Origin of the sequence: Nostoc sp. ATCC 53789, assembly GCF_009873495.1 — a bacterium.
Lineage (GTDB): Bacteria > Cyanobacteriota > Cyanobacteriia > Cyanobacteriales > Nostocaceae > Nostoc > Nostoc muscorum_A.
In genome coordinates this window covers 6,317,165-6,340,219 of record NZ_CP046703.1, presented here as the reverse complement: position 1 = coordinate 6,340,219, position 23,055 = coordinate 6,317,165, and the positions used below count along the sequence as shown (strand labels likewise).

General features: G+C 40.2%; 22 protein-coding genes. 13 read left to right on the top strand and 9 right to left on the bottom strand.

Annotation, left to right across the window (positions count from 1 at the left end; genetic code table 11):
• Window positions 1-77: 77 nt before the first annotated feature.
• Window positions 78-665, bottom strand: coding sequence for a nicotinamide riboside transporter PnuC (gene pnuC, locus GJB62_RS26205; protein WP_114084829.1), 588 nt, complete (start codon window positions 663-665; stop codon window positions 78-80).
• 65 nt (window positions 666-730) lie between these two features.
• Window positions 731-1,759 carry an AAA family ATPase gene (locus GJB62_RS26200; protein ID WP_114084830.1) on the bottom strand — a complete coding sequence of 343 codons (1,029 nt, stop codon included), beginning with the start codon at window positions 1,757-1,759 and terminating at the stop codon, window positions 731-733.
• 151 nt (window positions 1,760-1,910) lie between these two features.
• Here GJB62_RS26200 and GJB62_RS26195 point away from each other — a divergent pair, with 151 nt between their 5' ends.
• The 5 genes from GJB62_RS26195 to GJB62_RS26175 all read left to right on the top strand — a co-directional run bounded on the left by GJB62_RS26195 (window position 1,911) and on the right by GJB62_RS26175 (window position 9,541).
• Window positions 1,911-2,072: a hypothetical protein gene (locus GJB62_RS26195; protein ID WP_159402582.1), complete on the top strand. Its 162-nt coding sequence runs from the start codon at window positions 1,911-1,913 to the stop codon at window positions 2,070-2,072.
• A gap of 271 nt (window positions 2,073-2,343) precedes the next feature.
• A complete protein-coding gene (locus GJB62_RS26190) occupies window positions 2,344-3,672 on the top strand; it encodes a hypothetical protein (RefSeq protein ID WP_114084831.1) in 1,329 nt (442 codons plus the stop codon).
• A 2,434-nt stretch (window positions 3,673-6,106) separates the two neighbouring features.
• Window positions 6,107-6,367 carry a hypothetical protein gene (locus GJB62_RS26185; protein ID WP_147262565.1) on the top strand — a complete coding sequence of 87 codons (261 nt, stop codon included), beginning with the start codon at window positions 6,107-6,109 and terminating at the stop codon, window positions 6,365-6,367.
• 20 nt (window positions 6,368-6,387) lie between these two features.
• Window positions 6,388-8,109: an RluA family pseudouridine synthase gene (locus GJB62_RS26180; protein ID WP_114084835.1), complete on the top strand. Its 1,722-nt coding sequence runs from the start codon at window positions 6,388-6,390 to the stop codon at window positions 8,107-8,109.
• Between the two features lie 97 nt (window positions 8,110-8,206).
• Window positions 8,207-9,541, top strand: coding sequence for a DUF4041 domain-containing protein (locus tag GJB62_RS26175; RefSeq protein ID WP_114084836.1), 1,335 nt, complete (start codon window positions 8,207-8,209; stop codon window positions 9,539-9,541).
• A 39-nt stretch (window positions 9,542-9,580) separates the two neighbouring features.
• Here GJB62_RS26175 and GJB62_RS26170 read toward each other — a convergent pair whose 3' ends face one another.
• Together GJB62_RS26170 and GJB62_RS26165 are read right to left on the bottom strand one after the other, a co-directional pair.
• On the bottom strand, window positions 9,581-10,843 hold the full coding sequence (locus GJB62_RS26170) for an SUMF1/EgtB/PvdO family nonheme iron enzyme (protein ID WP_114084837.1): 1,263 nt from the start codon (window positions 10,841-10,843) through the stop codon (window positions 9,581-9,583).
• Between the two features lie 33 nt (window positions 10,844-10,876).
• The gene (locus tag GJB62_RS26165; RefSeq protein ID WP_114084924.1) at window positions 10,877-11,944 is read right to left on the bottom strand and encodes a trypsin-like peptidase domain-containing protein; all 1,068 of its coding nucleotides are present in this window, start codon (window positions 11,942-11,944) and stop codon (window positions 10,877-10,879) included.
• Between the two features lie 717 nt (window positions 11,945-12,661).
• Here GJB62_RS26165 and GJB62_RS26160 point away from each other — a divergent pair.
• From GJB62_RS26160 to GJB62_RS26130, 8 genes are all read left to right on the top strand, one after another.
• Window positions 12,662-13,783 carry an LLM class flavin-dependent oxidoreductase gene (locus tag GJB62_RS26160; RefSeq protein ID WP_114084838.1) on the top strand — a complete coding sequence of 374 codons (1,122 nt, stop codon included), beginning with the start codon at window positions 12,662-12,664 and terminating at the stop codon, window positions 13,781-13,783.
• Between the two features lie 163 nt (window positions 13,784-13,946).
• Window positions 13,947-14,153 carry an RRXRR domain-containing protein gene (locus tag GJB62_RS26155; protein ID WP_114084839.1) on the top strand — a complete coding sequence of 69 codons (207 nt, stop codon included), beginning with the start codon at window positions 13,947-13,949 and terminating at the stop codon, window positions 14,151-14,153.
• Window positions 14,154-14,216: 63 nt separating this feature from the next.
• Window positions 14,217-14,882, top strand: a complete 666-nt coding sequence (locus GJB62_RS26150; RefSeq protein ID WP_114084840.1) for a cysteine dioxygenase family protein — start codon at window positions 14,217-14,219, stop codon at window positions 14,880-14,882.
• Complete coding sequence (locus GJB62_RS26145) at window positions 14,875-15,636, top strand: class II aldolase/adducin family protein (protein WP_174710837.1); 762 nt, start codon at window positions 14,875-14,877, stop codon at window positions 15,634-15,636. Before GJB62_RS26150 ends, GJB62_RS26145 begins: the two co-directional genes overlap by 8 nt.
• A 243-nt stretch (window positions 15,637-15,879) precedes the next feature.
• Entirely contained in the window at window positions 15,880-16,998 is a 1,119-nt protein-coding gene (locus tag GJB62_RS26140; protein WP_114084841.1) for a sulfonate ABC transporter substrate-binding protein, read from the top strand.
• A gap of 106 nt (window positions 16,999-17,104) precedes the next feature.
• On the top strand, window positions 17,105-17,926 hold the full coding sequence (locus GJB62_RS26135) for an NADPH-dependent oxidoreductase (protein ID WP_114084926.1): 822 nt from the start codon (window positions 17,105-17,107) through the stop codon (window positions 17,924-17,926).
• Window positions 17,927-18,349: 423 nt separating this feature from the next.
• On the top strand, window positions 18,350-18,478 hold the full coding sequence (locus GJB62_RS38080; protein ID WP_280884917.1) for a hypothetical protein: 129 nt from the start codon (window positions 18,350-18,352) through the stop codon (window positions 18,476-18,478).
• A 78-nt stretch (window positions 18,479-18,556) separates the two neighbouring features.
• Window positions 18,557-18,778 (top strand): ferredoxin-thioredoxin reductase variable chain, encoded by a 222-nt coding sequence (locus GJB62_RS26130; protein ID WP_179075401.1) that lies wholly within the window; start codon window positions 18,557-18,559, stop codon window positions 18,776-18,778.
• Between the two features lie 5 nt (window positions 18,779-18,783).
• Here the strand turns inward: GJB62_RS26130 and GJB62_RS26125 are convergent, their stop codons facing one another.
• The 5 genes from GJB62_RS26125 to GJB62_RS26105 form a co-directional block, all read right to left on the bottom strand.
• Window positions 18,784-19,005: a hypothetical protein gene (locus GJB62_RS26125; RefSeq protein WP_114084842.1), complete on the bottom strand. Its 222-nt coding sequence runs from the start codon at window positions 19,003-19,005 to the stop codon at window positions 18,784-18,786.
• A 127-nt stretch (window positions 19,006-19,132) separates the two neighbouring features.
• Window positions 19,133-19,924: a YdcF family protein gene (locus GJB62_RS26120; protein ID WP_114084843.1), complete on the bottom strand. Its 792-nt coding sequence runs from the start codon at window positions 19,922-19,924 to the stop codon at window positions 19,133-19,135.
• A gap of 149 nt (window positions 19,925-20,073) precedes the next feature.
• Window positions 20,074-20,580 (bottom strand): hypothetical protein, encoded by a 507-nt coding sequence (locus GJB62_RS26115; protein ID WP_114084845.1) that lies wholly within the window; start codon window positions 20,578-20,580, stop codon window positions 20,074-20,076.
• Window positions 20,581-20,817: 237 nt separating this feature from the next.
• Window positions 20,818-22,347, bottom strand: coding sequence for an AAA family ATPase (locus GJB62_RS26110; RefSeq protein ID WP_114084846.1), 1,530 nt, complete (start codon window positions 22,345-22,347; stop codon window positions 20,818-20,820).
• A 101-nt stretch (window positions 22,348-22,448) separates the two neighbouring features.
• Window positions 22,449-23,048, bottom strand: coding sequence for a 50S ribosomal protein L25/general stress protein Ctc (locus GJB62_RS26105; protein WP_114084847.1), 600 nt, complete (start codon window positions 23,046-23,048; stop codon window positions 22,449-22,451).
• Window positions 23,049-23,055: the final 7 nt, after the last annotated feature.

The following is a 23,055-nucleotide window of genomic DNA, read 5'->3' as shown; positions in this document are numbered from 1 at the left end:
CTCAACCCAACCTACATCTAATGCACTATTTTAACTGTGCCATGACACTACGAAATAGAAAATATATACAGGGGTTTTCAATCCTGTATTTTAGCTGTCTTTAGCCAAGATATTGAACCGTTAATTGCGATTAATAGCAAAATTACATACAAAAAAGCAATAAATTTAACTTCTTTGACGTAGTACAACCAAATACCAATAACATCAACGATAATCCAGTAATACCAGCTTTCAATCCTTTTTTGCACCATGAGCCACATAGCAGTAAAACTCATGATTGTTGTGAGTGCATCTAAATAAGGAAAAGAAGCTTTTTCTGTAAATATTGCAGGGAGTAACAGGTGAATTTGACTCATCAAAGCTCCCGTTGCAAACGAAATTGCTGCTGTGATTGCCGCAATCAAAAAAATTTTACGCGGTGGACTATATCGAATCTGCAAAACTTTACTAGAATCAGGTGTACTCCATCGCCACCAGCCATATACACTAACAACTAAATAGTAGATTTGTTCTAAAAAATCCGAATACAAACGGATTTGATAGAAAAGCGCCATGTATAGCAATACACTTACTATCCCAACAGGCCAAGTCAGAATTTTCCTTTGAGAAATTAGCCACGCTGACCATAAATAAAAGACAGTTCCCAAGAGTTCTATGTAACTCATGGGATATCCTATCAGATTTAATGCTATAGTATTTACGCTCCAAAATTCCAGCATATTGATACACTTTATAAAATAATTTTATTGAAAAATAGCTCTCCTAAGTTGGCATACTTCTGGTAACAAGACAATACTTTTTTAACAATACTAATACGTGTCATGAGGTCGCCAGACAAGCGAAAAAATGGAATTTTTCTCACAATTAAATCGCTCTCAATTTGTTTTTGAAATATGCTACGGTTTGCTTCTCCAGAGCGATCCCAGGTATCATCGTAGGGTATATCTAGATCGCAAAAAAACACTAAATCATAGCGCGATATGGCTTGATGGGCAAGTTCTGCTAACTCTAGGGCAACAGTTTTGTGGTAATACAACGAGAATTGATAGGTTGTCAAGGCATTGGTATCTGTAAATAAGTACTGGTTTGCTTGCAATAATAAGGCTTCTTCACGTTCTAAATGCCCTTTAGCAATCTCCACAAGTTGCAAGAGCGAAAGTCGTCTGTTGATTTGATTTTTTTCCCAATACTCGCGTCCGTACTCCGGCATCCATACAGTGTTGTACTCTTTAGCTAATTGTGATGCAATGGTGGTTTTACCAGTTGAAGGAGCGCCTAGAAAAACAATGTTAGCGATCAGATCGCGGTATACATCAGGATGTAAATATTCCCGCATTGCGTAAGTGTCTGTTCTGACTTGCGTTCCTGAAATTGGAAAAGTTTTGCGATCGCAATCCACAAGTCGATTAACTGCTCCTAGTGCCTGGCTTACGTGTTCACCGTAAAATTCACTACAGTAAAAGTGAGTAATTTTTTTTGATTCCAGTTGTTTCAGGATGTAATCTTCATGCATTTTCTTAATCTCAGGAGTGTCCCCAACCTCAGTTGGGCCATCCCAAGCTTCAATCACCTGGATTTGAGGATAAATTTTCCGCAGCCAGTTAGCTCGAACGGTTAAAGGAATCGCAGTCACCTCTGGACACTCGTAAATCATCACCAGCACTTCATCCATCTCTGCTAAAGCAGTTTCAATTACCAATTGATGCCCTTTGTGGAGAGGTGCATATTTGCCTAGCGTGAGTCCGCATGTACCAGCCATAATTTTGACCTTCCTTAGCTTTATATTTGAATAACACTAATGTCTATTTAAAAAACTTGGAAACATTGGACTTATAACTTTTGGTTGATGAGCTTGTTAGTTAATTAGATGAAAATTTTGCTGGAATTTAGAAAATATTAAGCAAAAAAATATGTCCAAGATCGCAATTGTTGACTTACAGCCTGACAATCAAGTTGAAGAACGCGAAGTATCTGAGGCAGTTATGACGGTAGTCATTGGAGGAATTCAAGTTAAGCTTCTAGGTAATAATATTCTGGATGCGACATTCAAGGGTTTTACATTGACGGTTTAAATTTGGCAACATATCGCTTGGGGAAGGGGTAAATTCAAACCTTTTCCCCTTAATCTAAAGAGGTTGCCTACTCACTAGTAATAATAAATACCTTTTATGATGCGTGACTGCCGCCATGCAATCACATAAAAAGACAAAAGTGCCGGTTCCTTTGTCTTGATTCTCTCTTTGCCAGAGGTATTATTTTTCAGACAAATTTTTTAATATACGGAATGACTCAAGTATGGTTACACTACCGACATAGTAATCACTGTTGGTGGAATACCGAGCGATGTATAAAAATGTTAAAAGATTTACTGCTATTTTTCTGTTGGTCTTTCTGTTGATTGTTTCTATCAACTTTGCAGTAATTGCTCAAAATAGTTCAGATGGCCCTTCTGTAAATTTTGCATCGCCTCAGATATGTTCAGTGCCTCCTAGTCTGAAAACTCAACAAGTCATTGCCGACAATGGTCGTAATCTAGTTAAGATGGGCGATCGCATCAGGGTAAGAGTTGAAGGATTATCAGCAGCCATCAAAAATACAACGGCTAATGCCAGCAATTCATTTGATCCTCGACAATTAGTGTTGTACCTGGATGGTTATGAACTAGAGGATGTTCACGGAGAACCAGTCATCGTCATGGTTCCGGGTAAAGATCAACAAAAAATTGTTGATGATAATTGGTTAGCTTTTCGGCTTGAACGTACCGACTCGTCTCAAGCTGCATGGAATACGCTTCTTAGCCAGGCAAATAGATACAGTATTAACGTAATAGCGGGGGTAGGCTGTCCCAGAAAACTGGCGATTCCGGTGAGCAATCCTCTATCACCTCCTCAATTAAAAATAGTTCTGTTATCATGGCGATTTTGGCTGTGTCTGCTTTTAGTGCTGTCTATTATATTAATATTCATTAGGTATTGCCGAAGCACTCTTCGTAGCCCTGGAATAGAAGGGGTTTACTCTAAAAAAGAGGTGATTGGTAGCCAAGAATTGTTGATTCCAGAAAAGGCGGAACTTGAAAAAGAAGATCGAAAAACCCGAATTGCTCAATTTTTTCTTGGTAGAAAAAAACTAAACAAAAACCCGTTCAGTTTATCGATATCTCAACTTGCTTTTTGGACATTTATCATTTTTGGCTCTTACCTGATTATCTATGGCATAACAGGGGATTATACTAATATTTTGACTCAACAATCACTAATATTATTGGGAATCAATTCTATCACTGCGTTTGGTACTTCCTTAATTGATGGTCAGGGTAATGAGAAAAAGAGAAAAGGTAGTCAACGCATTTCTGAAGGTTTTTTCTATGATATATTATCGGATATTAATGGAGTTAACTTTCACCGCTTCCAAACATTTATTTGGACAGTTGCGATTGGGCTTTTCTTTGTTTGGGAGGTCATTAAAAATCTGGCAATGCCGGAATTTGATGAAACACTTTTGACACTACAAGGAATCAGTGCTGCAACATATCTTGGGCTTAGAGGGCAAGAGCAGCATGGTATGACAAAAGAGGCAGAATCTACAACTATAGAAGATAACGCATCTGAACAACCGCTTCCACCAACACAAGACAATCCACCAGAGAGTGATTCATCTATTCCTGCTGGTTAACATCACAACCCAAATATCAGCAGTGTAACCTTGGCAATTGCTGGCGCTACAGTTGAACACACCGAGTCAGACATGTCTACCAGTGCCAAAAATGCAAATTTAAAGTCATGTTGTTTTTCAGGAAAATTATTTGGCTTGTTGTCCGTCTGATTTCGTCTGAATGCTTGCGGATAGGAAAGATTCACCTATTAACAGAGACTCATCGACGCTCAAATTTGTAGACTCAATCACCACAGCATCCGCACTAACTCTATCTCTTTTTTACTTGAGGCGATCGCCTCAAGTAAAATGGAGATCGCCCTATGATAGATTCAATCTCGATTTTATGAGCCATTTTTTGCTCTGCAAATTAATTAACTTATACCAATTTAATATGAAGTTGCACATATCTTGATCCCCCTAAATCCCCCTTAAAAAGGGTGACTTTGATAGATGTTTTTCCGGTTCCCCCCTTTATTAAGGGGGGCTAGGGGGATCGAATTCTATGCAGCTTCATAAAAAATTGGTATTAGAAGGTAATGGTTTGAGAAGAACAGGCAGCGACGCTACTAACTTTATAGTTGCATCAGGACAAGAAGCCAATTATAGTTCGATCTTGAATAGTCTATAGTGTAAATCTTATTGTCGCGGAAGTTATAAGAATTTGCACCTTCATTTGTAGTGCTTGAGCTACTTACTCCAATATTTACACTATCACTAAAGTTCTTAATGTAGACGTTATCAACTCCCCCAAATATAGTATCTAATTGCACTAAATATAGGGGATTGCAAAATGTTTCTACATCATCTAGAGAAAGGTTAAAAATTACTATTTTAGCCATTAGACTATTTGGTGGTTCAGGATTTTATTGAAAAGTGTTTAACTGTCACTATATGCCCCTTAATCTATCTTTTTAGGCTACGAAGTACACACATCTATACACACGAAGCAAAACATCGCGTGATCCTCCTAAATCTCCCTTTATTAAGGGGGATTTTGACATTTATTACCGCCCTTAAAAAGGGGGTGTGGGATCTAAAACCTTTGGGGCAATTCTAAAAGAATTGTATGTACACCGTAGCTTTTTAAGTGAGAGGAAGCGGAATTAAAGTCACCCTTAGCAAGGGGGATTCAGAGGTATCTAAAACTTTTGATACTGAAAAGATAACTGTTCAAACATCCTCTTAAATGCGTTTGCCTTAGTGCCCCATCGAACCTACGTACATTACACCAAAATTATTGTAATTTGACCTTGAATAGTCTATAGTGTTGAACTTACTATCATTAATGCTATAGCCACCTGTACCTACATGTTTAATGTCTCCTGTACCTGTGCTATTTATATTTACGGAGTCACTGTTATTAGATATATAAATGTACGGAGAACCTCCCCATACAGTAGATACTTCTGTAGGACTTAGATTGTCTTGCAATGCCTTTACACTAATATAGTGTAAACTTAAAACTACTATTTTTGGCATGTTTTTATTTCCTTTCACAATATAAATGCAATTTCATTTTACATGATTAATCAAAACAGGTGTAATCTGATTTTTAAAATCTCTAGGAGTTAAGAAAAAAACTATTAATTCGAGCAGCAATTTAGTTTTTTCTCAAATTTGGGATCTTGTTTACCTTCAAGCAAAGAACTAAAGTACTGATTAGGGAGAACTCACAGGATTTCTAAAACCCTTGCTGGATAAGAATCTTGATGAAAAAATTGGCTAAATTCTAAAACTTGCAAACTTTTACTATGAAAGGATTATTAGCCTTTAGATGCGTTTACACTAGCGACATGGCTGTAAAGGTTGTCTGAAGTTCTCTTGACGTGAAAGCTAGCTAGTAAAGTACTATAACCTATTTTAATTTGTTTTTTGTTTAGGCTCTATTAAGACATATTTAACTTTTTTTTGTCTCAAAATATTAGCTTTTTATCTAGTAGTTTTTAATCTACGTTGTCAAACTACCGAGAAATAATTAATACGATATAAGTGATAAATGATTTATATATTCATCGCTAGTGTAATTCTTTCTGTACGTCTGTATATAGCACAGTTAAAATGCAGAAAGTCCTTATATAGGATAGTATTTAATGATAAATAGCAAGTCATTATCTTAGACTATATAAGTTTAAATATCTCACTTTTGACAGTTAATTTTAAGACAAAACTAATTTGATTGTGTCCTGAAAATTTATACATAGAGATAATTCTTTTATTAAATCTTTATATAAAATATTTTTTCAACATAAAAGCTTCATATACGAACTATTGAAATTATAGTTGATAGTGTAAAAATTGAAGAGTCAAACCAACTCCTCAAAAAACAAGATGTACCGAAACAAGAGGACTTTTGACTCAATTAATGATTGTTGGACTCTGAGTGCTGGTAAATAATCAGAGAACAATTTGCAATGTTGAAATCAAAAAATTTCTGATTCAAAAAAGTAATGTAATGGCTAAAATAGTAATTTCTGACTTACGTTCTATTGATGTAGAAATATTTCTGCACGGGCTAGCTCCAGTACAATTAGAGACAATATTCGGTGGTGCTTCTGATATCTACATAAGCAATGTTCCTGATAGTGTAATTGATCAATTATCTGATGTAACTAGTAAACTGTCTACATTGATTCCTTCGTTAAATTTGGATAATAACAAGTTTCTTACCGTTGACTTCTCAAAATTAAATATAAATTTTGTCTTTGCTAGTTAAAAGTCTCCTATAAACGCTGTATGGTAGTTCTGCACGCACTTTCAGATTTCATCGACTGCGATTTTGCTGTCAGCGATTTATCTCCGAGTTATTGGTACGAAGGGCATTGTCTTGAAAGTGGCGTAGGCGTAGCCAGTCGTAGACATCGCTTAAGATTACCCCGCACCTCAATGTCCGAAGCGATCGCTCACGGACTCATGCAACAACTTGCAAAAAATGACTGTTATTCTCGTGAAGGTAAGATGTATGGAATACTGTTGGTTGAACTTCCTAATGGCGAAAAACGGGTATTGAAAGCCTTTTCCGGTCTTTTGAATGGTTGCAGTTTGGTTACAGGTTGGGTTCCACCAATTCCAGGACGAGACGAAGTTGCTTTAGAGGAAGCCCGCACTTTAGCTGAGTTGGATAAGATTAAACAGGAAATTCTTTGTTTGAAGCAACTAACCGAACGCCAGCACTATAAAACCCTATCTGATGAATTTGAGCGACAGTTGCAAGAAATGAGCGATCGCCATCGTCATTGCAAACACCAACGACAGGAAAAACGTCAACAAATCTGCAATACACTCCCTCCAGAAGCACTCGCGATCGCCCTTGAACAACTCGACGAAGAAAGTCGTCAGCAAGGAATTGAGCGACGACAACTTAAACGCCAGCAAAATGAAGTATTACAGCCTCTCCAGCAGTTAATTGCAGCAACGGATGCGCGAATTAGCGAACTGAAACAACAGCGTAAAGCCCTATCCCGTGAATTACAAGCTCAGATGCACGCTAGCTACAGCCTGACTAATTTTTCCGGGCGATCGCTATCATTACAGCAATTGATGCCAGGAGGTTCGCCCACTGGCACAGGCGACTGTTGTGCCCCAAAATTACTGCATTATGCAGCAACACATAATTTAAAACCACTAGCAATGGCAGAGTTTTGGTGGGGTGCGTCTTCAGTAAATCAGGATAAAATTCCGGGAGAATTTTATGGCGCGTGTATCGAACGATGTCAGCCATTGATGGGGTTTTTGCTCTCAGGGTTAAAACCTAACCCCCCCTTCCCTGCAAGGGAAGGGGGAGTAAGAAGCCCCTCCCCTGATAGGGGAGGGGTTTGGGGAGAGGTCACTTTACCGATTATTTATGAAGACGAATGGTTAATTGCTGTAAACAAACCTGCTGGATTACTTTCGGTACCTGGGCGTTATCGCGATCGCCAAGATAGTGTTTTGAGTCGCTTACGTCATCTGTTACCAGATGGTATGGCGCTTGCATCTGTGCATCGCCTAGATCAGGAAACTTCTGGGATTTTGTTGGTAGCACGCGATCGCCAAACTCATCGGCAACTCAGCCAGCAGTTTCAGCAACGCCAGGTTCACAAGGTTTATGAAGCCATACTTTCAGGTGTTGCGATCGCGGAACAAGGTGTAATTGATTTGCCATTATGGGGAGATCCTGAAAATCGCCCTTATCAAAAAGTTGATTGGCAAAACGGTAAACCCAGCTTGACAAACTTCCAGGTAATGGCAAGAGAACAAGATTACACACGCTTAGAATTTACGCCACTCACAGGACGCACCCATCAATTGAGGGTTCATGCGGCTGATGTGCGAGGACTTGGAATTGCTATTTTAGGCGATCGCCTTTATGGATGCGATGCAGTTACCAGTCGCTTACATCTACACGCTAGAGAACTTCATTTTGAGCATCCACAGTTTAAAAAAACCTTGTATTTAAAAGCAATTACGCCCTTTTGACAGAATATCTCATCGACGATGACTAATTATTTGGTCACACGTCTAAAAAAATATTCTAAGCTAAGTTAAAGGGTACACAAGTGTAATACTAGGTTCAATGTCGTTAACACTTCTAGGATTATTGGTATTAGTAGCCGGACTTATTGCTGCATTAGTACAAGCATTAATTGCAGAGTCTCAGGTGAGGGAGAAGTTACGTAGGTATGATACATTAGCTGACAAAGAAGGGTATCAACGGCAGTTGGAATCAAATATTGATTTACTAGAAAATAAACAGCTATCTCTTAATACCCAAATCATAAATATTCAGCAGCAATTTTCTGAACTTGATGCAAAAGTCTATCTTCAATCTATAGATTATTATGAGCCAAAGTATGAGTTTATCAGTTCTGAAGACTACATACATAGGCTGAAGAATATCAAGTTAAAGCAGGAAAATATGGTAAAAAATAACCAAGCCTATATTTGTGATACTAAATGGACTGTTGGTGATAGTACAAGAAAAGGCGACAAAATGATAAACGACATTCTCAAATTGGTTGAACTTGCGTTTGAAGAACGATGTAAGTATGCGGTAAAAGAAGTTAGATATAACAATGTTGACTCTTTGAAAAAGAGAATAAATAATACATTTAATAAATATAATAAATGTTTAAAAACCTTAAATTCAAAAATATCAGAAGAATATTTGCAACTGAAATTAATTGAGTTAGATTTACAGTATGAGCTAGAAGATAAAAAACAGCAAGAGCGCGAGAGAGAGCTAGAAAATAAAAAGCAAAACAAAGAACGTGAATCAATTGACAAGGCCAGACAGAAAGCTGAAGAAGCTGAAGAAAGAGAAATACTTCATCAACAAGAGCTTGAGAAAGTTAGACAAGAAATAGAACTGACTGAAGGCGAAAAGCGACAACAACTATATTTTAAAATTCAGGAACTAGAACGACAAGTTGCTGAAGATCGCAGTGATAAAGAAAATGCTCTTTCTGAATCTAGAAGACTCAAATCGGGATACATTTATATAATTTCTAATATAGGCTCTCTTGAACGGGATGTATACCGAATATGTAGAACCGTTCGTAATAGAGAAGATGAATATATTAGGGACATGAACCCCGCAGTTCCATTTCAATTTGATGTTCACTTCAAAATATTCTCTGAAGATGCTTTTGATACATTGCAGCGCTTGCATCAACGTTTTGATGATAAAAAAGTGAATACAGTTAACCCAAAGAGAGATTTTTTCAAAGTTTCAATGGATGAGATTGAGCAAGCTGTCAAAGAAATTCAGAAAGCAACTGGCGTTTTGAGGATTGATATATTTGAACCAGCGCCTCAAGCATACGAATATCGCCAAACTCTTGCAGCACGCAAAAAGCATCAACACCTCACCATCGATAATTCATCTTTAGAGGAAGATGAAATAGCATAAGTGATGAATAAATTAGACAAAAATTTACAATGTATCAGTCTAGAGAGAGCAAACAATTCTAAAACCAACATGGTTGGACATCTCACTCGCATTTTTTTGTAAGCGGGAACTTGATCGGCAAAGGTACGGATCATTGCGCCATGATCCACCACGCATTACATAAATTTGATTATCACTACTATCTCGCCAACTATCTGCATTATTCGGTGCATTATTATAATTCTCATGCCAATGGTCTAAGCACCACTCCCAAACATTACCGTGCATATCAAATAGTCCAAAAAAATTAGCAATCTGCAAACTACCCACAGGAGTAGTTATTTCACGATAAATTCCCTTTCTTTCTGACCCATAAGAGTAACCACCATCATAATTAGCTAGATCGGAAGTAATAGTTTCTCCAAAATGAAAAGGAGTTATGGTTCCAGAACGACAAGCGTATTCCCACTCTGCTTCGCTAGGAAGACGATACTGTTTGCCTGTTTTTTCAGATAAGCGATCGCAAAACTCAACAGCATCGAACCAAGAAACTTGGGTAATAGGATGACTTTTGCCTCCGTTACGTGACGGCCGAAGTTTTAAGTTTTGACGAACTTCTCGCAAAGTAGCAACTTCTCTCCATTGTGCTTGTGTAATCGCGTACTTGCTTATCAAAAATGGTTTGACTGTTACCTGATGTTGAGGTCTTTCGTTGGAGTATCGCCTTCCTTCAGATTCTGGTGAACCCATCCAAAATTCTCCACCTGTAATATAGACCATTTCTAAAGTTACCCCGTTACCAAGGTCTTGAGCTAAGTAGTAGTTTTGTCTTCGACTACGTTTAATCTCTTTGCCTTGGGCATCTACTATCACAACTGTAAATTCAAAAGGCTGAGTTCCTATAATTGGTGGAACAAGCAACTTTTTATCTTGTTGTTCCTCTAAGCTTTCCTCATTTCGGCTGCTAGTATAAATAATACTAACTGATTGAGTATTATTCTGCTCGATAAATTCACTATTGCATTGTTTATGTTCTAAAGACGAAGTTTTTGTAATGATATCATTGAGTTTTTGCTTAACTTCTAACCCAATAAATTCACTATCTGCAAGTGTTTTAATAAAATATAATAATTTATCTTGTCCTTCCGAAAATATAAGTTCAATCAACTCATTAAAAAAGGCAATATTACTGCTTTGAATTTCATTTATCCTAGTATTTAGATAATCAAATCCCGTGAAAGTCAATAGCGCTCTACGCTCTCCAACAGTTTGAGTGTTTGGCATTTTTACTAGTAACTGTAGCAGATGGGATTTGATATTCATACTTATTGAACTTTAGATACTTGTGAAAGCTCTTTAAAATGAGGTATTAGTTGCCACTTTAAGCAAGTTTACAAGCTCCAGAGGTAAATCGGCTAAGATACTTTCTATCTGTATCCCCTCGTTTCTAAAGTAACGCTGCTGAGTTGTTGGTTCAGGGATATTACCACCAGCATGGTGTAGAGCCACAATCTGCCAACCATCATTAAAAACTGGAGAACCAGAGGAGCCTTGTAAGGTAGAAGTTATATACTGCACCACATTACCGCCCACATATTGAACAAAATTATTTTGAAGCGAAATCTGCTTAGGTTGTCCTGATGGGTGCTGAATTATATTAACTCGGCTACCAACACTAATCGCTTTAGATGTAAGTGGCAACCAACCCCATTTTTTTCCAGGTTCTCCTCCGAGTTGAACTAAAGTGTAATCAAGAGCTTGGTTCGTATGAAAAGCTCCATTGAGTTTAGGGCGGTACTCATCAGTTTGTTGAGCTTCTCCCTGAAAATTCTCTTCGTAGTTAAAACGAAAAATTGTATCTGCCAGTAGATTTGAGCTAGGCAGAACATGATTATTAGTCAACAATAAATCTTGAGCCACAAGAAATCCGGTTCCTGACCAGCGTTCTTGGCTAGTTCTTACCCCAATATAGGCAACTGACCGCGCTACCTGAAGTCCCTGCTGTAAAAATGAGATTGGGCGTAGAGTATTCTCACCAATTATTTTCTCTAATGCATCTGAAGTCGTTTTACCCCCTCGCCACTCATTGATACTAGGTAATCTTGCAATCGGGGTCATCATGTCATACTTAGTCAGCAGCATATCCAAAAATTCTTGCTGCTGAACTCCCATAAGGCTTTTTAAAGTATTTAATAACAGGCCCAGCGCCTCATGGTCATAGGTTAAACGCCCGTAATTAGATAGATAGCTAACGATTTCACTAACTGCCACAAATGAAGCACCCGAAAGATTGATCATAGGTATTACCTGTTTCAAACCTGCTAGCTCCAAAATTTGCTGACGCGATCGCTCTGTAGCCAGTTCTGGTAAATCTTTTAGGAGAGTTATTAATTGTTTGCGATCTTCTGCTTCTAAGTTGACCATATTTTTAGTCTTCAAGTGAAGTTGATAAGTTATTACAAGTAAAGCTTTTCCTTGCTTTTTGGCATTGTAGACGAACGATACACACGAGTTGAAATGGACAATTCCAATTTTTCGTGTTGCTCCCACTTGGAGATGCCAGCAATAGGCTTGCTTTTTTAATTTGTATGTGATAATTTTTGCTTGTAGTTGATTCAACGGTTATCCGACCGATTTGCCGTACTTATAGAAGTCAATATCACAGCTAAAAAACTGCACAATAAACCTATCCAACGAATTATTGTGAGATTACTTCACAAGATTGCCTGATCTATCCTTGAAAATCCCTAGTGAGTGGTAAGAACGAGAGTGCTGGAGTTTACTTTTAGACTCTCATTCTTATCTTTTCTTTAGTCAAAGGAGTAAAAAAAAGTTGTTGGCTCAGTTCAAAAAGTTATTATTTTTATTGCCACAACACTCAATCAAATACCTTCATAGCTTATTAATTAGCGCTATCCGGATCAATGCATAGCGATTCCTCTATAAGTAAACCTGCCCTATTTGTATGTAAAAATTTTGCTGTTAATCTAGCTGGTGCAGACAAGGATCTGTTATTAAAAGTATTGGAAAAAAGAATATTCCGAAACAGAAATTTCACTATGTCTTCTTACCTCCAACTATTTAAGTAGAAAAGATAAATGGAGAACAATTCCCAATTCCCAATGTAAAAAGAGATGCACCATGCCAATTGAATTTATTGGAATGATTGGAACGCGACAAATATCTGAGTTAGATGGGCCAAGAGTTGCAATCACGGGCGGTTCCATAGATGCTGCTTACGTTCGCAAGTTTGCTAAGGCTCATGAAGATGGTGGCTTTGACTACGTGCTGGTTGGTTATGGCTCAACTGGCCCCGATAGCTTAACTGTGGCAGCGTTTGCGGCGGCTGCAACAGAACGGTTGAAGTTTTTAATCGCTCATCGCCCTGGTTTTGTGGCTCCTACGCTTTTTGCACGCAAGACAGCAACTTTGGATCATTTTACTAATGGTCGCATCGCCGTACACATTATTACAGGTGGCAGCGATGCTGAACAACAACGCGATGGTGATTGGCTTGACCATGATACTCGCTATCGCCGTACAGATGAATACCTTGATATTGTGCGCCGAGTGTGGGTGAGTGATACTCCCTTCGACTATGAGGGCGAATTCTATCGGGTGAAAGATGCTTACTCAGATGTGAAGCCTCTGCAACAGCCCCATATACCTGTGTACTTTGGGGGTGCTTCTGGTGCGGCAGTACCTGTGGGTGCAAAGCACAGTGATGTATACGCGATGTGGGGAGAACCTATTGCAGCAATTAAAGAACGGATACGTGAAGTGAAAGCTGTAACACCACCAGGGCGATCGCCCCGGTTCAGTGTATCTTTGCGGCCGATTCTAGGTGATACTGAAGCGAAAGCTTGGGAACGGGCACATTCAATTCTGTCGCGTGTTAAAGAAATTCGAGCAGCAAAAACAGACAATCAACCGCCGATAGCTCCCTACTTGAATTCAGCACGTCCCGAAGCAGTGGGTTCCAGCCGTTTATTACAGTTTGCCCAAGAAAGCGAAATTTTTGATAAGCGCTTGTGGACTCCAATTGCTGCCGCTACTGGTGCTTATGGTAATACTACCGCCCTCGTTGGTACGCCGGAGCAAGTAGCAGAGTCCCTTGTGGATTACTATGATGCTGGAGTAACGACTTTATTGATTCGGGGATTTAATCCATTAGAAGATGCGATCGCTTACGGTCGTGATGTGATTCCCCTAGTCCGGGCAGAAGTGCAACGACGGGAGCGACAAGCAGCTGTCATTGCTTAGTACAGCTTTGCCTAATTAATACCTTAGTGTTTTGAAACGCAGATGCGCTTTGCCTTCCTACAAAGTAGGTACGTAGAATCTTTTCAAGTAATTTAACTACTCCCCATTTTCCATCTCAAATATTTGAAGACTTCTGTAAATAACTTGATTATTTCAAAATTGCATGACTAAAGTATTCATTCTCAATGCCAACCAAGAACCATTGTATCCAGTACGCATAAGCCATGCTAGGCTGCTATTGTCACAAGGTAAAGCTACCGTATTCCAGCGATATCCCTTTACTATCATTCTGAAGGAGTCTTTATCTAATTTAAAACTGGAGCAACTTGGCTTCAAAATTCACCCTAGTATTAAAATTACTCGTAATTGAATTCTTAACTACGAATTACGAATTAGTTAATCTTAGTCGCCTCCCTAAGTGAGGAGTTTATAGATGACGAACCACACTATCTTAGAACCATTGCCAGAAGACCAATGGTTTATTGAGAGTCAGGAACTACGATCCTTTGTAGCAACAGTGCTAGAAATTAGCGCTATCACTGCTGGCGATCACACACAAACTCTCGCTAGATTAGAACCCTATTTTCAAAAACTGCTTGCCCAACAGGAATGGCTATCTGAAAAGTTTGCCCAAATTAATCCCGAAAGCAAGATGGGTGGTGGTATAGGTCAGTGGCTACTTTATCGCGCCAAAGATCGTTCTTTGTCAGTCTTCAGTTTAGTGATTCCCCCAGGGTCTACGACTCCCGTCCACGATCATTTAGCCTGGGGATTGATTGGTTTATACAAAGGCAATCAAGAAGAAACAGTCTACCGCCGTGTAGATAACGGCGATACTGAAGGACATGCACAATTACAAATAACTGAAGTGCGTAGCCTTCAACCAGGCGATATCTACCGCCTTCTCCCCCCAGACGGTGATATCCACGCCGTCAAAACTACATCCCAGAGCGCATCTGTATCTATTCATATTTTGGGTAATGATACTGGTTGTATCTTGCGTCACCAGTTCATTCCAGAATCTCATAGCGTCAAATTCTTTCGCTCTGGATATTCCAACGCTCCCTGCAAAGAGGAAGAGGAAAAAGAACATGTCTAGGTATAGTAGACCACAAGTCCCTGTATTCGAGCGAGTTGAAGACGAACGCCTGCACCGCAAGCAACGCCTAGCCGCAGCCTTTCGCCTATTTGGTAAATTTGGTTTCAGCGAAGGAATCGCAGGCCATATTACGGCTCGCGATCCTGAGTTTACAGATCATTTCTGGGTTAATCCACTAGGAACATACTTCGGTCATATCCGAGTTTCTGACCTGATATTAGTTAACAGAGAAGGTGAGGTGGTTAAAGGCGATGCTGAAGTGAATCGAGCTGCTTTCGCCATCCATTCTCAGATTCATGAAGCTCGACCTGATGTCATCGCGGCGGCTCACGCTCATTCACTTTATGGTAAAGCCTGGTCTAGTTTAGGTCGTCTCCTTGACCCCTTGACACAAGATTCATGTGCTTTTTACGAAGATCATGCGCTGTTTGACGATTTCACTGGTGTGGTTTTAGAAACTTCTGAAGGTCAACGACTGGCGCAAGCCTTGGGGCCAAAGAAAGCCATAATTCTCCGTAACCACAGCATTTTAACTGTGGGACAGACGGTAGATGAAGCAGCCTTTTGGTACATTAGTTTAGAGCGATCGTGCCAAGCCCAATTGCTGGCAGAAGCTGCGGGTAGACCCACTATTATCAAACACGAAACAGCCCGTTTGACACAAACTCAAGTGGGGTCACGTATAAGTGGTTGGTTCAGTTTCCAGCCCCTTTACGACAGAATTGTACGTGAAGAACCTGATTTGCTGAATTAGTAATATATTTTTTGATACTAGGATAATAAGTAAGGAAGTATTAGTTTTTCCACTTTCCATTCTTTTTATTAAAGGCAACAGGGAATAGGCAATAGGGCAGGTGTTGGATGGGGATTTAAAACATCGTCCAACACAATGCCTGTTCCCTCGACCAAAGGTTGGTCAAGTTTACCTGAATTTATTTATATACTCCGGTAAACCTATAAGTTTGTAGTATTAATATAGCTCAGAGAAATCATTTTGATGATTAACCTAATCTTTCGCCGTTTCATTGCCAAGTGGATATCGTTGGTAAAAATCAGGAATATCCCATTTAACAACCAGCACAAATTATTCTTTTCTTCTCCTTTGCCAATTACGGGGGCTTTTGTTACAGGGCTGTGTCTGAGCGTGCTATTTGCTGCCTGTTCATCGCCATCGACTGTTAGTTCTTCTAATCCTAGTGCGACATCTGTTAGTAATTCTGCTTCCAGTAAAGCCACAGTATTAAGATTTGGCTATCAAAAATCGAATATATTGCTGAGAAACAAAGGTGTCTTAGAAAAGCGTTTGTCACCAGATGGAATATCTGTAGAATGGATCGAATTTCCGGCGGGGCCACAATTGCTAGAAGCCATGAATGTGGGTAGTATTGACTTCGGACACGTAGGAGAATCGCCGCCAATATTTGCCCAAGCAGCAGGAGCATCATTAACTTACGTCGCTGGTATTGCTTCTAGTCCTGCTGGTTCAGCAATTCTTGTTCCCCAGAATTCCTCAATTCAAAAACTTACTGAGTTGAAAGGTAAAAAAGTTGCTTTTCAAAAGGGTTCTAGTGCCCATTTATTGTTAGTCCAAGCTTTAGAAAAAGCAGGATTAAAATATACAGACATTGAGCCTAAATATTTGCCGCCGGCTGATGCCCGCGCTGCATTTGTCAAGGGTAGTGTAGATGCGTGGGTAATTTGGGACCCTTTCTATGCAGCCGCTCAAGAGGCAACTAAAGCCAGAGTTCTGATTGATGGGACAGGAATTAATAAACAGGGAGGATATTATTTGGGAACCCGTAAATTTGTCACTGAAAATCCCCAAACTGTCAAGGCAGTTTTAGAAGAAATTCAAAGCCTAGAAGAATGGTCTAAACAGCATCGAGAAGAGGTAGCACAAACTCTATCATCTGTGCTAGCAATTGACATAGCAACAATGAGAAAAGCTACTAATAGGCGAACTTTTGGAATTGTGCCAATTGATGATAATCTGATAGCTTTACAACAAAAGGTTGCAGATACATATTATCAGTTGAAGCTGATTCCTAAACAGGTTAATGTCAAAGATGGAGTGCTAACGCAAGAGCAATATGCTGCATTCTCACCAAAGATTTAGACCAGAATCATGAATTTGCTGTAGAGGCATAGCCATGTCTAGATGTATGCCTCTACAGATGGAATTGGTGTTAGTAATAAAATATCGGAAAATTTGGGAGTTGATTATGACTAATCCTATAGAACTACTGCGATCGCGCTACGGTGAAATTCCCTTCAATCCCGAAATTGAATGGAATGATTCTCTGACGGCACTATTATCTCATCGTTCCATCCGGTCTTATCTATCCGATCCTTTACCAGCAGGAACTCTGGAGTTGTTAATTGCAGCCGCCCAATCTGCATCTACTTCCTCTAATTTACAAACCTGGAGTGTGGTAGCAGTTGAAGATCCAGAACGTAAAGAAGAGTTATCTAAATTAGCGGGAAACCAAGCACATATTAAGCAGGTTCCTTTATTCTTGGTTTGGTTAGCAGACTTGGCGCGTCTGAGTTACGTTGCTGACAGTCGCGGCATATCTCATGATGCGCTGGAATACTTGGAAATGTTTGTGATGGCAACAGTTGATACAGCTTTGGCGGCGCAGAATGCAGCAGTTGCAGCTGAGTCACTCGGTTTAGGAACAGTGTATATCGGCGGAATCAGGAACCGCCCGCAAGAGGTAGCAGAGATATTGAATTTGCCCTCCTCTGTTTATGCTGTATTTGGGCTGTGTGTAGGCTATCCAAATCCTGAAGTAGAAGCAGCGATTAAGCCAAGATTGCCACAATCAGCCGTGTTGCACCGCGAAACTTATAAATTGTCAGAGCAAGAAGAAGCGATCGCTCACTACAACGAGATCATCAAAGAATTCTATACTGAACAAAAGATGAATGTCCCTGGTGATTGGTCAGAACATTCAGCCCAAAGGATCGCAACTGTTGAGTCATTGAGAGGACGCGATCGCTTGCGGGAAGTTCTCAATCATCTTGGCTTCAAGTTACTCTAGAATAATTAATGAGTACAATCGATACTTGTTTGATTCAGATCGGAGTGTTTCTGAGATTTCTAAGACATTACCCGCTTCAGTAGGACAGATAGCCCACTAGCCCCGCTGCGCCGACAATTTGTAAGACAAATGGGATAATTAGCACTAATTTCAAGGGAATTTTTCGGGATTTTTGGGATTGGTTGGGGCGTTGGCCTAGCCTCTCCTTGGCAGAATCGCTAATCATGTTGTTCCAGGAATTGTGTAAAATATTCTCCTGACCAGATGTTAAAACCCCTTATATAAATGAAGGGTTTTAGAATGCCCCGAAAACTTTCAGTTACCCTGAAAATAAAAGGGTTATATCTCTTGCCAAAGTACTAAGCACATCTGAAGTATTGCTTTATTTTCTTTTGTTTGCCCGTTTTTGGGGCAAAACAGAGGTTGAAGGCAATATTTATTAACGCGGCAAAAAAGTTAGAAAACTATGCACGGATTGCTAAGACGTGCCTGGACGCAGAGGGTTCAATGCGCCGTCGCACCCCTGTGAAGCGTCAAGAAATAGCTGATTAAATAGAATTTTAACCGATTTAATCATATATTTTGTAGCAGATACTTGTGGAAAAGCAAATGCTAGGTGTAAATGTTGTTATGAAAGTTGGCGATCGCGTCCGCGTTAAAGATTCGGTAGTAGTGTATCATCATCCTGAACATCGGAATCAGGCTTTTGACATCAAAGGCACAGAAGGCGAAGTAGTCAATATTGCCACCCAATGGCGAGACAGACCCGTAAGCGCTAATTTGCCGATTGTAGTCCAGTTTAGTAAAAAGTTTAAAGCCCATTTACGTGAAAATGAGTTAGAAGTCATCTAAATCACTTATCGGCGGCGAAACCACTGAAAAATATTCAGTTCGCCGCGCATTCTATTTAGCTCTTGGCGGTTCTGCTCTGCTGTTGTATAATACCACTCACAATAACGCTGAAACTCTGACCTTGAGTGAACTTCATGGTAGAACTGGTGAGTTGTTTGGTAAGCAGCAAAAGCTTCCTCAACTTGGGGTTGAGGCGATGGCATAATATAAGGTAAGTTTTTAGACATAAAGTTAATTTAGTTAGTCATTTATCATTTGTCATTAAGAGTTTGAAGTTAAAACTTTGGAATTCAGGCAATTACCGCATTTTATAATTAATAACTCATAACTCATAATTCCTAATTCATAACATTATTAAAGCCAACCGCGTAAGCGATAAATTAAAGAACCAATATACTCTTTTAAAGCGCTGGTAAATTGGTGCAAGTTGTCAGTATCAGGTAATAAATTTAGTATAGCGGCTTTGGGAGTGCCACCAAGTTCTTGCATTTCACCCTGACTAACTAAAAAGTCTGTGGGTGCAGGAATAACATTAATTCCTTGACGCTGAAAAATGTTAAGCGATCGCGGCATGTGCATTGCCGAAGTAACTAATAATACTTGCTTGATCCCACGAGATTCTAAAATTTTTCGGACATTTACAGCATTTTGATAAGTATTGAGAGATTCAGGTTCCTGAATAATCGCTTCCGATGGAATACCAATAGATGTAAGTATTGTTGCCATATCTGCCGACTCTGGTGAACCGCCACCACGCCAATCAATGCGGCCCCCGCTAAGAATGATTATAGGCGCTCTTTTTTGGCGATATAGTTGTGCGGCATAAATCACGCGATCGCCCGATTCACTCAAATCAACGGTAGGTCTTGGAGGAAAAGCTGATTTAGTTGCGCCACCCAAAACCACAATCGCTTCTGCAACTGGTATTTGGGCGAGTGGCAGATTTTGCCATTCTAGCGATCGCACTAATGATTTAGCAATCCAAGCGTTACTACAAAATAGTAACAAAGTTAGGGCAAAAGCAATTGCGATCGCGGCGGTGCGCGGTCGTTTCCACAAGGTGACTAATGCGACTACCAAACTTACACAGGCTAATCCTAGTGGATAAAAAAATAGTGGCAGTAATTTGGAAAGATATAAAAACATAGTGGGGAATGGGGAATGGGGAATGGGGAGCAGGGGGACAAGGGGACAAGAGGGAGAACTTGAAACAAGTCTTTCCCCTTGTCCCCAATTCTCCTTGTCCCCAAGTCCTCTTCCAAATTCCCAATTCCCAATTCCCAATTCCCAAATTACTACCTTTCCCAAAACTTGAAATTGATACTACTTCCAGGAGCGCGACGGTAACGGCGGGTATTTCTTCTTGTTTGCCGTTTGTTGATTCTTTCGTTTGTTGGTTCAACTTCGCCCTCTTCTAATTCTTCAACTTGCAACTGAGTTCTAGTTTCTTCCTTACTTCCCCACCAAGCAGTAATCCAGCCTCCAGCTAAAGCGCCTATTCCACCCAGCAAGATACTCGTGGGTGCTGGATACCCCAAATATACAAAGCCAAGCATGAAAAATAACCAGTATTTTAGTCCTGTATCAACACCATCAGAGGAGGCTACATTTGGTGCTTGGGGGCTATTATCAGTTACATTCGTGATCCAGCTTAAGATGAAACCGCCCATGATTCCTAAGAAGATGCTTAGGGCTGGTGCGGAGCCGGTCATTATTAATATAAATGTTAAAAATGCCCCAAATAACAACTGAGAAAAGAAGCTGGGAGAAATACTCAAAAAGTCGTTCTTTTTGTCTGCCATATAGTAAAAAAAAGGCTATCAACTAGATACCAATTCGTAGTTCGTAATTTTCGATTCAATTACGAATTACGTTAGCATAGCGCTAGCAAGTCCGCGACCTCTATGAGGAAGCAAGCTAAACATAGCGTCTGTCTACGACACGCTGCGCGAACGTAGAGAGCGTCATTACGAATTACGTTAGCGTTCCGCGTAGCGTCTCGTAGAAAAGCCGGGCGTATGCCCATTACGAATTACGAATTATTTTAATTGTGCCCCTTGTGATTGAGTTGTATCCAAAATCTTTACGTAGACTTGTTCTTCTTCAGTGAAAGGTTCAGCTTGTTTGATTTGTGAGGCTAATAAATCGGCGGTAGCATCAGCAATATCACCAGTGCGATTGTTCAGCCGCTCTTTGAGAACTTCTAGCGGTGCTGTGCATTGGATAATCTGAAGAGGAATTTCGTACTTTGTAGCTTTAGCGATCGCTTCTTGCCGCAAATGCTGTTTATCATACTTGGCATCCAAAATCACTGAAAAACCTTGTTTAGCCAGAATAATGCCCAATTCCAGCAGCCTTGTGTAGGTTTTCTCAGTCATCTCAGGTGTATACAAATCATCGCCACCTTTTTCCCACAGGGAAATTCCGCCTAAATGTTTCCGCACCGCATCAGAACGCAGGTGAATCGCTCCCTGTTGACGAGCTAAATGTCTTGCTGTGGTACTTTTACCAGAACCCGACAACCCCGACATCAAAATTAGCTCTCCAACCTTTGGTTTAGTGTACTCCCAAGCCTGTTTGTAATACTCACTGGCGGTTTTTGTCGCCTCTTCCTTTACCGCCGCAGGTACACCTGGATCGTCTAGCAAAAATGATGTCACCTTAGCCCTGACATAAGCCTGACGACTTAAATATAAAGGCAGCACTTGTAAACCTTCCCAGTCTCCAGTTTGCTCTATGTAGGCATTCAAAAACGCATTACCTAAGTCTTTGCGTTGCCGCGCTTCCAAATCCATCACCGTGAACGCCACATCATACATTACATCGACAAAGCGAAACGGCTCGTTAAACTCAATACAATCAAACAGCAAGATTTTGTCGTTCCACAGGGCAATATTTCTCAGGTGTAAATCCCCGTGGCATTCACGAATATAATTGTTGTGAATTCTGCTAGCAAATAATTCTGAACGTTCTGCAAAAAACTTATCTGTATATTGCTTTGTTTCTGTAAATTGTTTCTGAGTCTGGGGGCCACCAATATAATTCTCAGTTTGCTGATAATTCTCATCAAAGGCAGCGCGGACTTTTGGCACTTCACCAAAACTGCGAATGTAATCATTCGTCTGTGCTTCGGCATGATATTGAGCTACTACCCGTCCCAACTCATCTAGGCGTGTCTCATCTAACTTACCCTGTTCAAAAAGCGAACTCAATAGCGACTCTTGAGGAAACTGCCGCATTTTCAGCACGTATTCTACAGCCTCGGCAGTTCCCCCTAACTGGTATTGCTCCCCTACCAAAGTTATAGGCAAAACTTCTAAATATAGTTCACCAGCACCCCTCTGATTTAACCGCAACTCTTCCTGACAAAAATGCTGCCGCTTCTCTAAGGTGGAAAAGTCCAAAAAGCCAAAATTCACAGGTTTTTTCAGCTTATAAGCGTAATCCCCAGTCAGCAGCACATAAGAAACGTGAGTTTGAATTAGTTCAATGGGTTCTGTTACCGCATGGGGATAAAATCCAGGCTGCAACATTTGCTGAATTAAGACTGGAAGAGTCGCTTCTGTCATTTCTATTCCTCTGCGCTCTCTGCGCCTCTGCGGTTCAAATACAAAAAAACCAGGAGTTTTCCCCCTGGCATCATCAGAAATTATTACACAGTTTACTTAGCTTAAGAAGCTGTTTCAGTTTCTGTTCCAGCATCTTCAGCACTAATTTGTGGTGGCAAAACGCTCACAACAAGTCGCTCCGATTCAGCTAGAGGTGTTACACCTTCAGGAAAAGGTATATCACTAATACTCAAACTGTCTCCAATTTGCAGGTTAGTGACATCGATTTCAATTACATCTGGGATATTTTCTGGCGCACAACTTACTTGCAATTCGGTGATTACGGTGTCTAACACACCACCCTCTTGTTTAACACCAACAGAAGTCCCCACAAAACGCAGCCGTACTTCTACAGTCGTGTCGCCGTGACCAGCAACCGCGAAAAAGCTGAGGTGGTAGGGTGTACCTTTTGCTGGATGGATCTGAAGTTCCCGCAGTAAAGCTTTGCCGCGCCAGGGTGCATCAGCAATGTTTAATTCAATTAAGGTATTGTTGACTGAAACTCTTTTGAGCAAACGTTCAACAGTTTTAGCCTCAATGGTCAAAGAAATGGACTCTGTACCCTTATGACCATACAAATTGGCAGGTATCAATCCAGAACGGCGCAAAGCTCTTGGCTTGCTGCCTTCTGGACGTTTTAGAGATTCGACTGTAATAGCCATAGAAGTT

What these genes read in the sequence shown, in the direction of transcription:
- pnuC (WP_114084829.1), bottom strand. Translation starts at nt 665, where the DNA reads ATGAGTTACATAGAACTCTTGGGAACTGTCTTTTATTTATGGTCAGCG.
- GJB62_RS26175 (WP_114084836.1), top strand. Translation starts at nt 8,207, where the DNA reads ATGTCGTTAACACTTCTAGGATTATTGGTATTAGTAGCCGGACTTATT.
- GJB62_RS26130 (WP_179075401.1), top strand. Translation starts at nt 18,557, where the DNA reads ATGAAAGTTGGCGATCGCGTCCGCGTTAAAGATTCGGTAGTAGTGTAT.
- GJB62_RS26170 (WP_114084837.1), bottom strand. Translation starts at nt 10,843, where the DNA reads ATGAATATCAAATCCCATCTGCTACAGTTACTAGTAAAAATGCCAAAC.
- GJB62_RS26120 (WP_114084843.1), bottom strand. Translation starts at nt 19,924, where the DNA reads ATGTTTTTATATCTTTCCAAATTACTGCCACTATTTTTTTATCCACTA.
- GJB62_RS26115 (WP_114084845.1), bottom strand. Translation starts at nt 20,580, where the DNA reads ATGGCAGACAAAAAGAACGACTTTTTGAGTATTTCTCCCAGCTTCTTT.
- GJB62_RS26185 (WP_147262565.1), top strand. Translation starts at nt 6,107, where the DNA reads ATGGCTAAAATAGTAATTTCTGACTTACGTTCTATTGATGTAGAAATA.
- GJB62_RS26140 (WP_114084841.1), top strand. Translation starts at nt 15,880, where the DNA reads ATGATTAACCTAATCTTTCGCCGTTTCATTGCCAAGTGGATATCGTTG.
- GJB62_RS26200 (WP_114084830.1), bottom strand. Translation starts at nt 1,759, where the DNA reads ATGGCTGGTACATGCGGACTCACGCTAGGCAAATATGCACCTCTCCAC.
- GJB62_RS26195 (WP_159402582.1), top strand. Translation starts at nt 1,911, where the DNA reads ATGTCCAAGATCGCAATTGTTGACTTACAGCCTGACAATCAAGTTGAA.
- GJB62_RS26160 (WP_114084838.1), top strand. Translation starts at nt 12,662, where the DNA reads ATGCCAATTGAATTTATTGGAATGATTGGAACGCGACAAATATCTGAG.
- GJB62_RS26110 (WP_114084846.1), bottom strand. Translation starts at nt 22,347, where the DNA reads ATGACAGAAGCGACTCTTCCAGTCTTAATTCAGCAAATGTTGCAGCCT.
- GJB62_RS26135 (WP_114084926.1), top strand. Translation starts at nt 17,105, where the DNA reads ATGACTAATCCTATAGAACTACTGCGATCGCGCTACGGTGAAATTCCC.
- GJB62_RS26155 (WP_114084839.1), top strand. Translation starts at nt 13,947, where the DNA reads ATGACTAAAGTATTCATTCTCAATGCCAACCAAGAACCATTGTATCCA.
- GJB62_RS26150 (WP_114084840.1), top strand. Translation starts at nt 14,217, where the DNA reads ATGACGAACCACACTATCTTAGAACCATTGCCAGAAGACCAATGGTTT.
- GJB62_RS26125 (WP_114084842.1), bottom strand. Translation starts at nt 19,005, where the DNA reads ATGTCTAAAAACTTACCTTATATTATGCCATCGCCTCAACCCCAAGTT.
- GJB62_RS26165 (WP_114084924.1), bottom strand. Translation starts at nt 11,944, where the DNA reads ATGGTCAACTTAGAAGCAGAAGATCGCAAACAATTAATAACTCTCCTA.
- GJB62_RS26105 (WP_114084847.1), bottom strand. Translation starts at nt 23,048, where the DNA reads ATGGCTATTACAGTCGAATCTCTAAAACGTCCAGAAGGCAGCAAGCCA.
- GJB62_RS26145 (WP_174710837.1), top strand. Translation starts at nt 14,875, where the DNA reads ATGTCTAGGTATAGTAGACCACAAGTCCCTGTATTCGAGCGAGTTGAA.
- GJB62_RS26180 (WP_114084835.1), top strand. Translation starts at nt 6,388, where the DNA reads ATGGTAGTTCTGCACGCACTTTCAGATTTCATCGACTGCGATTTTGCT.
- GJB62_RS26190 (WP_114084831.1), top strand. Translation starts at nt 2,344, where the DNA reads ATGTATAAAAATGTTAAAAGATTTACTGCTATTTTTCTGTTGGTCTTT.